Here is an 11,983-nt window from a genome sequence, read left to right as displayed (position 1 = left end):
GGAGTAAAGCTCACGTTTTAATTATTTGGAACCACATCCAGTACTCACATGACATCAGATTCCGAGCAAGAATCGGCTATTTACGCCTCTGAGCGCTCTGATACGAGGTCGTTTAGCCTCGACTCACTCAGCCTCAGCCAGCAGGAGTTCATCGAAGGATGGCTCTTCGTACTTCCGAAAATCGCCATCCTACTGTTCGTCATCGGATTCCCGATGGCGTTCGGTATCTATCTGAGCTTCACCGAGTCGACGCTCCTGAACTTACCCGGTGAGTTCGTCGGCCTCGAAAACTACCAATGGCTGGTGAACTACCCGGTCTGGTGGACGTCGGTGAAGAACGTCCTCATCATGAGCGCGGTAAAGATACCGACGAACATCTTCTTCTCGTTCACCGCGGCACTACTGCTTAGAGAGAAACTGAAAGGCAGCAACCTCTACCGAATCGCCTTCATCGTCCCCGTCGCGGGACCGCCGGTCATCTGGGCGATTGTCTGGCGGCTCATGCTGTTCTCCAACGAGGGCGGGATAGCCAACGCTATCCTCCTTGAACTGGGCGCTATCAGTCAGTACATCCCGTTCTTGACCAACGTGACCTACGCGCTCCCGTCGGTTATCATGTCTCAAATCTGGTCGTTCGGCCTCTCGATGCTCATATACATGGCCGCGCTTTCGGGGCTCCCCTCGTCGGTCATGGAGTCTGCGTCGATGGACGGCGCGAACAAGTATCAGAAGGTTCGGTACATCATCTGGCCGCTGATGAAGCCCACGACGCTGTTCCTCGTCGTGATTCAGCTGATCGAAGTCACGAAGGTCGGGTTCGCCTCCGTGTTCGTGATGACCGGTGGCGGACCGCTGAACTCGACTATGGTTCCGTCGTTCCTGGTCTACGAACTCGCCTTCAGGTACAACGAGTTCGGCCACGCCTCCGCGGTGGCCGTCGGGATGTTCCTCATCACGGCGTTCATCGCGCTGGTTCTCTACAAACCCCTACAGAGTAACGCGGAGTACTACCAATGAACACGACTACTCTTACGATAGCCGCACCGGAGGTGCGTAACTGATGAGCGGAAGGCACGACACGATATTCGAAGAGCCGGACACGACACAGGGTCGCATCGAGCGACTGGGCGCGCACGCGTACCTGTTCGTCATCGCACTGTTGACGGCGGGGCCGTACCTGCTCATGGTCTCTATCTCGCTCATGGGTAACGGCTGGAGTCCAGTCGTTCCGCCGAAATTAATCCCTGAGGCGATGAGCCTGCAGAATTACATCGCCGTCTGGGCTGGCCAGACCGCGCTACTGGACCAGCCGTTCTCCGGGTTCTTCATCAACTCGCTCATCTACGCGATGGGCGCGACGCTGATCGTGCTTGTCGTCGACACACTCGCCGGCTACGCCTTCGCGCGGCTCGAATTCGCCGGGAGAGACATAGGCTTCCTCGCCGTCATCGCGACGCTGATGATCTCGCCGATGATTCTGTTCGTCCCGCTCTACACGTGGTTCAATCAGTTCGGGCTGGTGAACACCAGAATCGGCGTCATCCTCCCGCACACGTTCACCGGCTTCGGGGTCTTCCTCATGCGTCAGTTCATCAAGACCCTCCCGTCGGATCTCGAGGACGCGGCCCTGATTGACGGCTGTTCACGCTTTGGCGTGTTCTGGCGCGTCGTCATCCCGATGATGAAGCCGGCGCTCGTAACGCTCGGTATCATCACGTTCATCACCGTCTGGAACTCTTTCCTCTGGCCGCTCGTCTTGGCGCGGGACTCGGCCCTGTACAATCTCCCGGTCGCACTCGGGTTCTTCCAGGGTCGGACGAGCACGCTGTGGGCACCGCTGATGGCGGCCACCGCGATCACGCTCGTCCCGATGGTCATCCTGTTCATCTCGATGCAGAAGTACTACGTCAGGGGCTTCACCATCGGCGGCATCAAGGGATAGCGTCTTCCCGACGGTTCGCCGTTCCATTTTTCGCCACTTCGAATACGCCTGCTTACCACCTTGACTGCTCGGTGTCGGTGCCGTGTGGTCCGTTCGTTCCGTTATTCCGCAGATTGTGCTCTTCTGGCCACTTACTTTCTTTCATTCATTTATTGGTAGTGTTTAGTTTGGAGCGTTGAACCACGCGGCAAATGCTTGGAGCCAATTTTTGGCAGTTTGGGGCTCAACGCGGCTAAAACAGTTCGAGAACGAAGATGTATGGCGCTTGAGTTCTCAAAAAATTTGTTCGATGGCGTTCCGATTTCCATGTCGCGTAGTTTGAAATCGGAGACCAGCTCTGGCCAGTGCAGTGTGGAGGTATTGAGCGCCATCGACGAGAAACACGACGGATTCGACATCGTGTTTCTGGCGGAGTTCTCGCAGGAAGATTTCGGTTACTGTGGTTGTTGTCGTCGAAAAGAGTCGGAGATCGAGCAACTCGTTTGTATCAGGATTTGCTGCGGCGTACAGCCAGAACTGTTGATCATTGATTCGATGATTCGAATCACGGTTTCATCAATCGCGACGTGAGTCGGGCTTCGACTCTCTGTGGGCTGTAAATCGACTTTCTGTACCCAATCGTGAACGGCTTTCCGAAAACGTTCGACGCCCAACTCTTCGAGGAGCGACAGTATTCGACAGCGAGAGTCCCGCTAACTGCGGTTGACTACTAAGCTTCATTGCCGGCTCGGGTGTCCCTCCACAAACTCCAAATTAATCCAGTCTGTACATCCGTCGAGGCGGTTGATTTTTGCGATAGACCAGCACAAAATCACCGCCTCACTCTTCATCCTTAACTAAGCACAACCCGTTCACTCACCCACGAACTCTCGCCCGTTCACACACTGCCCTAACTCAGTCACTCTCCTCTTGCTTCGTCCATAGCATGTCAATCGCGTCTGTCGTCTTTGTCTGACCAGGGGCTCAGACAGTTTCACGGACCAGTTTGCCCCCGAACGGGGGTAGAAAGCGAGAAAGCGAACGACGCGCGAGTTCACCCGCCGTTTCATTTCGCAGAAATCGGTGCCAGACTCAGGCCTCTGTGGTCTCGGAGGCCGTCATCTCGTCTGTCTGGTACTCCTCGCCGGTGGGTTTCGCTTGAGTGACGAGCGCGTTTCCGGTGTCCCGGTCGAAGACGTGAATCTCGGCGGCGGGCAGAGCGACTGTGACTTGGTCTCCGGGGTTAATCTCGGTGTTGCGGTCCACGCTTATCGTGACCTCTGAACCGCCGAATTCGGTGTACAGATACGTCACGTCGCCCAGCGGTTCGACGACGTTGACTTCGATACTGAACGAGTCCGGATGGTCGACAGCCTCGTCTCCGCTCAGTATCTCCTCGGGGCGAATTCCCAGCACGAACTCAGAGTCGTGACCCGATAGTTCTGCCTTGACTGACTCGGGTAGTGTCACGGTGAAGTCGTCGGTGCTGAGTGCACCATCGCCCAGCGTGGTGTCGAAGAAGTTCATGCTGGGCGAGCCGATGAAGCCGGCGACGAATTGGTTCGCGGGCTCTTGGTAGCACTCCGCGGGCGTACCGATTTGCTGGAGTTCGCCGTCGTTGAGAATTGCGATTCTGTCGCCCATCGTCATCGCCTCGGTCTGGTCATGGGTGACGTAAATCGTCGTCACGTCGAGGTCCTGCTGGAGGTCCTGCAGCTCCGTCCGCATCGTGGTCCGGAGCTTCGCGTCGAGGTTCGAAAGCGGCTCGTCCATCAAGAAGACCTCCGGGTCGCGGACGATGGCGCGACCGAGCGCAACGCGCTGTTGTTGGCCGCCGGAGAGCTCACCTGGCTTCTTCTCGAGCAGGTCCTCGATGCCCATAAGCCTCGATGCGTTTTTGACCCGCTCGTCGATTTCTTTGGCTGGCATCTCGGTCGTCATCTTGAGGCCGAACGACATATTCTCGCGCGCGGTCATGTGGGGATACAGCGCGTACGACTGGAACACCATCGCCATGTTCCGGTCTTTCGGCTTTCGCTGGGTGACTGGCGTGCCGTTGAGGACGATGTCGCCCTTTGTCGGCGGTTCCAGTCCCGCAATCATCCGTAGCGTGGTGGACTTCCCGCACCCGGACGGTCCGACGAGGATGAGGAATTCGCCGTCTTCGATATCGATGTTGAGGTCGTCGACGGCGACAACGTGGTTCTCGCCGTCGCCGAACTCTTTAGTGATGTGCTCTAGGCTGAGTTGCCCCATGGATACCTGTGTATGTATACCATGGACATTAATGCTTTTCCCTATTACGATGATACGAGTTAATTTTCGGAACCCAGATAAACCGGCGTGTGGTGTCGGTGCAAAGACTTAATTCGAATCCAACGAAGTCGGTAGACATGGCTGATCGTTCCGCGAGAGAACTCCACTCTCCACCGAGTCGTCTTCGCGTCGAGTACGAACCGTCCCCGGCCAACGTGGACCCGACCGGCCAGCCGCGGTTCGCTTGGCGCGTCGAAACCGACCGTAGGGGCGCGAGCCAGCACGCCTATCGAGTTATCGTCGCTCACGATCGCGCCAACGCCGAAGACGGGAACGGAACGATGTGGGACTCTGGCCGTGTCGATTCGTCGCAGTCGACGAACGTCCGCTATCGGGGCCCTCGGCTCTCACCCGACGACACTTACTACTGGTCTGTGAAGTTGTGGACGGACGCGGGAGAGAGCGAGTGGGCCGATGCGGCGTGCTTTTCGACCGCGCTCGAGCCCGAAAGCTGGCGTGGCGAGTGGATTAGTCACCAACCGGACGGCGGCGACTCCAACGGCTGGCGGAGCCAGTGGCGAGACGACGACTGGGACGGCGAGGAGTGGGTCCAGGTTGATCTCGGTTCCGGGCACACGGTGGACGCTATCGAGCTTCATCCAGCGGAGCCGATAGACATCGTCCGGATGCCGGACGACACGGCTGTCACCCAGTCGTGGCGCGAGAACCCTCTCGCCGCCTTCGGCTTCCCCGACGCGTATCGAATCGAGGTTTCCGACGACCCCGACTTCGCGGACTCGACGGTCGTGGCCGATGTCACCGATACTACCGACATCGTAACTGACGGGCCAAGTCGAAACGCCGGTAACGAGACCGTCTCGACGGCCTCGTACGACAGCCTAACCGTCAAAGGACGGTACGTCCGCGTCACTGCGACGGACCTCTGTACGGTCGGTCCGTCGTCGGAACCCATCTTCCGAGACGAGGTCAAGGAGCGAAAGTCACAGCGCGTCGAAACGTGGCAGTGTTTCGCGCTCGCAGCCCTCGCGGTCCGAGATTCGTCCGGGACTGACCTCGCTCGCGGGTGTCCCGTCGACGCGTCTTCGTCGGCCAACTCCGATACATGGAGCCGAAGCCACCTGGTTAACGGGCACTCGACCTCTCGAACCGCGTCGTCCTCTCCGCTCTTGCGGACCGAATTCTCTCTCGACGCGCCCGTCGAGTCGGCACAGATTCACGTCGCCGCCGTCGGCTACGGGGAGCTCCACGTCAACGGCGACCGAATTGGCGACCGCGAACTCGACCCCGCGTGGACGGACTACGAACGCCGCGTCCTCTATTCGAGTTACGACATCTCCGACGAACTCACCGAGGGGGAGAACGCTATCGGACTGTGGCTCGGCCGCGGTTGGTTCTCGAAGACGCACGCGTACTGGCTGAGCGACGGGTCACCGAGAGGTCGCATCACGCTCTCCGTCGAACTCGAAGACGGGACACAACGACGGCTCGCGACGGACGAAAGCTGGCGTGCGTCACCGAGCCCGATCGTAGAGAACGACCTCTATAACGGCGAGAGGTACGATTCGCGGCGGGAATCGTCAGGCTGGCAGTCGCCGGGGTTCGACGACTCCGAGTGGGACTGCGCCGCGGCGGTTCGCCCTCCAGGTGGGACGCTCCGTCCGGAGCGAATCAATCCGATGGGCGTCGTCGATACCTTGGCGGTGAAGGCGGTTCACGACCACCCGGAGGGGCCCATTCTTGACTTCGGACAGAACCTCACCGGCTGGTTGGAACTCACGGTTCACGACCCCGACACAGGCGACGAAATCGAACTCCACCACGCCGAAGCACTCACCGAAGAGGGGGGTCTCTCCACGACGGACCTCCGCACCGCCGACGCGACTGATGTCTACGTCGCCCGTGGAGATGCCACGGAGACGTACGAACCTCGATTTACGTACCACGGCTTCCGATACGCCCAGATCGTCGGCTATCCCGGCGACTTCGACCCGGCGGACGTGACGGCGAAGGTCGTCCACACAGCCATGGACCGACGGGGCTCGTTCGCCTGTTCGAACGAAGATTTGAACCAACTCCAGCATAACTCTGTGTGGGGGCTTCGCGGGAACACGCACTCGATTCCCGAGGACTGCCCACAGCGTGACGAGCGGTTCGGCTGGACCGGCGACGCCCACATCTCGACTCGGTCGCTGCTGTTCAACTTCGACGCCGTTCGGTTCGACGAGAAGTGGATTCGCGACCACGAGGATGCGGCATCTCCCATGGGATACGTCCCGGACGTCATTCCGAACAAGGACCAAGAGGACCCCGCGGACCCGACGTGGTCGATTACACGCGTGATGATTCCGTGGTATCTGTATCTCCACGACGGTGACGAGGGCATCCTCCACGAGCAGTACGAGGGCATGCGCGACTACGTCGACTACTGGTTCAGCGTGACGGAGGACGGCGGAATCGTCCCCGACGACTACGGGAAGTTCGGCGACTGGCTCGCGTTCGAAAACACCGATGGCAGGCGCGGTCTCCCGCACGACCTGTACAATACGGCGTTCCTCTACCAGACGACCGACACCTTCGCGAAGATAGCCGAGACCCTCGGTATCGATGCCGACGCGGCTCGTTACCGCGACCGAGCCGACCGAATCGCCGAGCGATTCAACGACCGGTTCTTCGACGCAGAAGCCGGTGTCTACGGACCGGGAACGCAGTCCTCATACGCCGTTCCGCTGTTCCTCGGGATGGTCCCTGAGGAGTCGGTTGAGGCGGTCGCGGCCAACCTCGCCGAGAAGGTTCGGGCGGACGGTGGAAAGCTCAAGACCGGATTCCTCGGGACGCGCCCTATGATTCACACTCTCGCGCACCACGGCTACGCCGACCTCGCCTACGAGATTGTGAGCCAACCGGAACAGCCCGGCTGGGTGTACATGGCGCGGAAGGGTGCGACGACGATGTGGGAGCGTTGGAACTCCGACGAGAGTGTTGGCTCCGGCATGAACTCGCTGAATCACTCTCCGTTTACGCACGTCTCCGAGTTCTTCTACGAGGTCCTTGCAGGCATTCGAATCGAAGCGTCACCTGTCTCGGAGCACGTGACAATCGAACCCGCGCTCGTCGACGACCTCGATTGGGTGTCCGCGAGCGTCGAGACGGGCACTGGAGAACTCTCCGTCGAGTGGGAACGGCCCGACGATGCGGACTACTCACTCTCTGTGACGATTCCGTGGAACGGAAGCGCGACGATTCGGCTCCCAGCCGCAGCAGACGCGACGGTGACGGAGTCCGGTGAAGACGTCGCGCAGCGCGCACCGGACGGCGTCCGAAGCGTCGAACGCGACGGTGACGAACTCGTCTTCAAGGTGGGCGCTGGCGGCTACTCGTTCTTGGTCAGCGAATAGTCTGCCCGCATCTAACGCTTTTCTTTCGTATTTCTCGCACTCTCCCGGCAGGCGGGCCTGGTTCCAACTGCTGACGGATGTGGTTCGTGCGTCCGTCTATGTGGTGAGTCGCGATAGATTGGGTCACTCGTCGATGCGGTTCTCTTCCACCTATGAGTCCAGTACCTTGATGACGACTACCCGGGAAACATAGCATAGGATCAGAATCGATTTTGACTCGAAAATAATTGTCATCGCTCATGGACTGGTTTCTGCATGCTCACACCGGCCGACGCGTGGATTTGAATCCGCTTCGTCAGGAGCGCCTGTTTTGCGATCTTCGACTTCCGGCCATAGCGGAAAGACCTTTGAGGGATGAGGATTCACACCTAACTATGGTGAAGGACGTCCCGGTCAACGCGGTCAAAATCTCGCTCGAACTCGTCGACCTCCTGCGGGAACTCGACGGGGCGGGCGTCTCAGAGGTAGCCAAGCGACTCGACAAGCCGACCAGCACGATTCACGACCACCTGCGGACGCTGGAACAACAGGGGTACCTCGTCAAGGAGGGCGACACCTACTACGTCAGCACGCGGTTCCTCCAGTTGGGCGCTCACGCGCGGTCGCGACAGAAGGTGTTCAAAATCGCTCGCCCGGAGATAAACGAGCTCGCGCAGGTGACCGGGGAGCACGCGAACCTGATGATAGAGGAACACGGCGTCGGCGTCTTTCTGTACCGTTCGCGAGGTCCCGACGCCGTCCGACTGGACACCCACGCCGGGATGCGCGTTCCACTGCAGACGACGGCGCTCGGGAAGTCTATCATGGCGAACCGGCCGCGGGAGGAAGTCGAGCGTATCCTCGACCGCCACGGACTGGAGGCGGTGACGGACCGCTCTATCACGGACCGCGAGGAGTTGTTCGACGTCCTGGAGCAGGTCCGCGAGCGCGGCTACTCGTACGACGACGAAGAGCGCGTCAAGGGCATGCGTTGCGTGGCCGCGCCGATACTCAACGAGGACGACTACGCCATCGCCGCCGTCAGCGTCTCGGGGCCGAAAAGCCGGATGCGCGAGGAGCGATTCACCGAGGAACTGCCGAACCAGATTCTCAAGAGCGCGAACGTCATCGAGGTGAACCTCACGTACTCGTAGTCGCGCGCCGCGCCCTCCCAGTCCGTCGTCGCAATCCTGCGTAGAGCGCAACAGTTACGTATCACGCTGTGGCAGAGTGTAACGATGCAACTTGTTCGATACACTGCGGGCAGTGCCCCCGAATGGGGCGTCCGCCGGGACGACGCCGTCGTCCCGCTTTCCGGCCTCCGCGAAGACGTCACCGTCCAGAACCTCAACAGCCCCGGTTTCCTCACTGTCGTCGAGGACGCCGCAGACGCCGCCGAGGACCAGTCGGTCCCCGTCGAGGAGGTAACGCTCCTCGCGCCCGTGCCGCGCCCCGGCAAAATCGTCTGCGTCGGTCTCAACTACCACGACCACGCCGAAGAGCAGGACGAAGAGGTGCCCGAACGCCCGCTTCTGTTCGGGAAAGCCGGCACGTCCGTCACGAACCCCGGCGACCCCATCGTCCACCCGGCGGCCATCGACGAGGTCGACTACGAGGTCGAACTCGGCGTCGTCATCGGCCAGACGGCCAAGAACGTGGACGCAGAGGACGCCTTCGACTACGTCGCGGGCTACACCGCAATCAACGACGTGAGCGGCCGCGACGCCCAGTTCGACGACGGCCAGTTCTTCCGCGGCAAGAGCTACGACACGTTCGCCCCGATGGGACCGACGTTCGTCCCCGAGGGCGACCTCGACCCACACGACCTCGACGTCGCCTGCCGCGTCAACGGCGAGACGAAACAGGAGTCCAACACCGCCGAGTTCATCTTCGGCGTCGACGAGGTCGTCGAGTACATCAGCGGCATCACGACGCTCCGACCGGGCGACGTCATCTCCACCGGCACGCCCGGCGGCGTCGGCATCTTCCGCGACCCGCCGGAACTGCTCGCACCGGGCGACAGCGTCGACGTGGAAATCGAAGGCATCGGCACGCTCACCAACCCCGTCGTCGCCGAGCGCGACGAGTAACCGGCCGCCGTACAGCACAATTATTTATAGGATATCGCGGTACTTCCCACTATGAGCACGCACACAGACACTCGACTGAGAGACAGGCATATTGTCGTGACCGGCGGCGCGCGCGGCATCGGACGCGGTATCGCGGTTCGTTGCGCCCGCGCCGGGGCCGACGTATCGATTTTCGACACGAAACCCGAGGTGGCCGCGGAGACGGCCGAACTCGTCCGCGAGGAGGGCGGCGAGGCCGAGGTGTACGAGGTCGACGTGACGGACGCCGCGGGCGTCGAAACCGCCGTCGACGCCGCGGTCGAGTCGCTCGGAGACATCCACGGCCTCGTGAACAACGCGGGCGTCCAGCAGGCCGTCCCGCTCCTCGAAACGACCGAAGACGACTGGGACCTCCACTTCGAGGTGAACGCCAAGGGGACGTTCCTCGTCTCCAAGGCCGTCGCCGCCCGGATGGTCGACGGCGATATCGAGGGTAGCATCGTCAACATCTCGTCGGTCGGCGCGGAGCGACCGTTCGCTGGACAGGGCGCGTACGGCGCGTCCAAGGCGGCCGTCCTCGCCTTCACGACCGTGCTGGCGAAGGAACTGAGCGACCACGGCATCACCGTCAACGCGCTCAAGCCCGGCACCGTCGAGACGCCGATGGTCGAGGCGTGGCTCGACGAACACGCCGAGCAGTCGGGCAAGTCGCCGGACGAAATCCTCGCGGAGACGCTCGACGTGCACATCCTCGACCGAATCGGTCAACCCGAGGAAGTCGGTCACGTCGCGGTCCTGCTCCTCTCCGAGGAGGGCGACTGGATTACCGGCGAGTCCATCGCCGTCGATGGCGGCTACCTCAAACATTAGCATTCGTCTCGACTGCTTCGAGAGTCGTCCAAAGCGTCCGAAATCGGCGCTTTCGACTGCCCTAGCTATAAGCTATATCCCGAGTTTTCGGCCACAGCACTCACTCGAAGTCCGGCATTATCGGATATTGGTTGTGTAGAGCTTCGGTAGTCGGACGAACTGCAAGCACGGCGTGACCGTCGCGACGCACGCGACCGCCGTGAGGATGCGAAACCAGGGTGGCTCGGAGATGTCTGCATCGACTCGCGCCGCACCAGCGTACTTGGTGGTCTGTCGCCGACCCCGCGACATAGCCGATTCGTTTCAGAGACTCGGCGGCGGGCTCGCGGCTTTGAACCCCGAATCTCGCTCGTCTGGCAACACTGGCCACAGACATAATTTACATATTCGTATGTTGTATAGTGGTACATGGTCGGAGCAATCTGACCCCATGCATGATCAGCATCCCGTGCAACCAGCACGACAGCCATCAGTACGTCAGTCAGACTGTACGCACGGTAGCCCCCACCGAGTACGCCTGCCCAACTAGTACTCATGAACACGTGGCGCGGCTACCGACCGAGCACAACGTCCCATTGATGCTCCATTTTTCCGACTGCTTCGCGGTGAGTTGTGACTGTCTGCTCGCTTCGGAGTCTGCCCGTCAGCGACCGCTCGGTTCTCATTCGAGCCCTTTCTGTGCCCACTTCGCCGTCCGGCATCGTCGGATGGCGTGCGGACGCTCGGGTCGCCAGACCCGGCCCCGAACCTGAAGATATTTTACGCTACCGTGCGAAATCAGTGTAATGGGTACCGATCAAAGCACGAATCGCCGCCTGAGTAAGGTAGAGCGGGTTATCGAGATGTACGATTTAGACGGGTTCGGCGAGCGACTCGCCGAGCGGTGGACGGCTCCCGAGGACAGCGACAGCCTCCGGGACCTCGCGGACCTGATGAACGAGACGGTGCTCGACGCCGCGCTCCGCAAGGCGGGCGAGGACGTTCTCGAAGGCGAGGTCGAGAACCTGTACACGCTTCTCACCGGCGACGAGACCACGGAGGGGATGCGCGTGCAGGCGAAGAACACGCTCCAGTCCCGCGGCGTCGACGTCGACCAACTGCTCTCGGACTTCGTCTCTCATCAGGCGGTCTACACCTATCTGACGGAGATTCGCGGCGTCTCGAAGGACTCCTCGTCCGGAAACAGAATCGACAACGTCGTCAAGTCCATCCAGCGACTCCGCGGTCGACTGGTCGCGGTCATCGAACAGAGCCTGAACTCGCTCCGAAACACGAGCAAACTCCGGCTCGGCGACTTCGACGTCCTCGTGGACACGCAGGTGTACTGCCGCGACTGCGGGACGCAGTACGAGGTCGTCGAACTGCTCCGCCGCGGCGGGTGCGACTGCGACGAGAGCGCGTCGAACTAAACGATTACATACTTAGCACTGTCACATTCTCTCCGATTCAACGGGTGATTTTATATTGGTGTA

General features: G+C 60.7%; 8 protein-coding genes and 1 pseudogene. 7 read left to right on the top strand and 2 right to left on the bottom strand.

Features of this window, described 5'->3' with window-relative positions; all coding sequences use genetic code 11:
* The first annotated feature begins 48 nt into the window (after positions 1-48).
* Positions 49-1,017 (top strand): carbohydrate ABC transporter permease, encoded by a 969-nt coding sequence (locus tag ACFQI8_RS15215; RefSeq protein ID WP_390246245.1) that lies wholly within the window; start codon positions 49-51, stop codon positions 1,015-1,017.
* A 43-nt stretch (positions 1,018-1,060) separates the two neighbouring features.
* Positions 1,061-1,942: a carbohydrate ABC transporter permease gene (locus ACFQI8_RS15210; RefSeq protein WP_390246243.1), complete on the top strand. Its 882-nt coding sequence runs from the start codon at positions 1,061-1,063 to the stop codon at positions 1,940-1,942.
* Between the two features lie 162 nt (positions 1,943-2,104).
* On the opposite strand, the pseudogene ACFQI8_RS15205 reads toward ACFQI8_RS15210, so the two are convergent.
* A pseudogene (locus ACFQI8_RS15205) lies at positions 2,105-2,739 on the bottom strand (IS6 family transposase).
* Positions 2,740-3,013: 274 nt separating this feature from the next.
* Positions 3,014-4,177 (bottom strand): ABC transporter ATP-binding protein, encoded by a 1,164-nt coding sequence (locus ACFQI8_RS15200; RefSeq protein WP_390246241.1) that lies wholly within the window; start codon positions 4,175-4,177, stop codon positions 3,014-3,016.
* A gap of 137 nt (positions 4,178-4,314) precedes the next feature.
* Here ACFQI8_RS15200 and ACFQI8_RS15195 point away from each other — a divergent pair, with 137 nt between their 5' ends.
* From ACFQI8_RS15195 to rdfA, 5 genes are all read left to right on the top strand, one after another.
* The gene (locus ACFQI8_RS15195) at positions 4,315-7,593 is read left to right on the top strand and encodes a family 78 glycoside hydrolase catalytic domain (RefSeq protein ID WP_465261725.1); all 3,279 of its coding nucleotides are present in this window, start codon (positions 4,315-4,317) and stop codon (positions 7,591-7,593) included.
* A gap of 374 nt (positions 7,594-7,967) precedes the next feature.
* A complete protein-coding gene (locus tag ACFQI8_RS15190; protein WP_390246237.1) occupies positions 7,968-8,726 on the top strand; it encodes an IclR family transcriptional regulator in 759 nt (252 codons plus the stop codon).
* Between the two features lie 84 nt (positions 8,727-8,810).
* A complete protein-coding gene (rhcF, locus tag ACFQI8_RS15185; protein ID WP_390246235.1) occupies positions 8,811-9,662 on the top strand; it encodes a 2,4-diketo-3-deoxy-L-rhamnonate hydrolase in 852 nt (283 codons plus the stop codon).
* A 51-nt stretch (positions 9,663-9,713) separates the two neighbouring features.
* A complete protein-coding gene (rhcB, locus tag ACFQI8_RS15180) occupies positions 9,714-10,511 on the top strand; it encodes an L-rhamnose 1-dehydrogenase (RefSeq protein ID WP_390246233.1) in 798 nt (265 codons plus the stop codon).
* 785 nt (positions 10,512-11,296) lie between these two features.
* Positions 11,297-11,920 carry a rod-determining factor RdfA gene (gene rdfA, locus ACFQI8_RS15175; protein WP_390246231.1) on the top strand — a complete coding sequence of 208 codons (624 nt, stop codon included), beginning with the start codon at positions 11,297-11,299 and terminating at the stop codon, positions 11,918-11,920.
* Positions 11,921-11,983 lie beyond the last annotated feature (63 nt).

Origin of the sequence: Haloferax chudinovii, from assembly GCF_042663345.1 — an archaeon.
Classification (GTDB): domain Archaea; phylum Halobacteriota; class Halobacteria; order Halobacteriales; family Haloferacaceae; genus Haloferax; species Haloferax chudinovii.
Note: the sequence above shows the minus strand (reverse complement) of the source record. Positions and strands in the feature narration are given on the sequence as shown.

Excerpts from the sequence above, each read along its gene's own strand:
- ACFQI8_RS15215 (WP_390246245.1), top strand. The coding sequence starts at position 49 with ATGACATCAGATTCCGAGCAAGAATCGGCTATTTACGCCTCTGAGCGC.
- ACFQI8_RS15210 (WP_390246243.1), top strand. The coding sequence starts at position 1,061 with ATGAGCGGAAGGCACGACACGATATTCGAAGAGCCGGACACGACACAG.
- ACFQI8_RS15200 (WP_390246241.1), bottom strand. The coding sequence starts at position 4,177 with ATGGGGCAACTCAGCCTAGAGCACATCACTAAAGAGTTCGGCGACGGC.
- ACFQI8_RS15195 (WP_465261725.1), top strand. The coding sequence starts at position 4,315 with ATGGCTGATCGTTCCGCGAGAGAACTCCACTCTCCACCGAGTCGTCTT.
- ACFQI8_RS15190 (WP_390246237.1), top strand. The coding sequence starts at position 7,968 with ATGGTGAAGGACGTCCCGGTCAACGCGGTCAAAATCTCGCTCGAACTC.
- rhcF (WP_390246235.1), top strand. The coding sequence starts at position 8,811 with ATGCAACTTGTTCGATACACTGCGGGCAGTGCCCCCGAATGGGGCGTC.
- rhcB (WP_390246233.1), top strand. The coding sequence starts at position 9,714 with ATGAGCACGCACACAGACACTCGACTGAGAGACAGGCATATTGTCGTG.
- rdfA (WP_390246231.1), top strand. The coding sequence starts at position 11,297 with ATGGGTACCGATCAAAGCACGAATCGCCGCCTGAGTAAGGTAGAGCGG.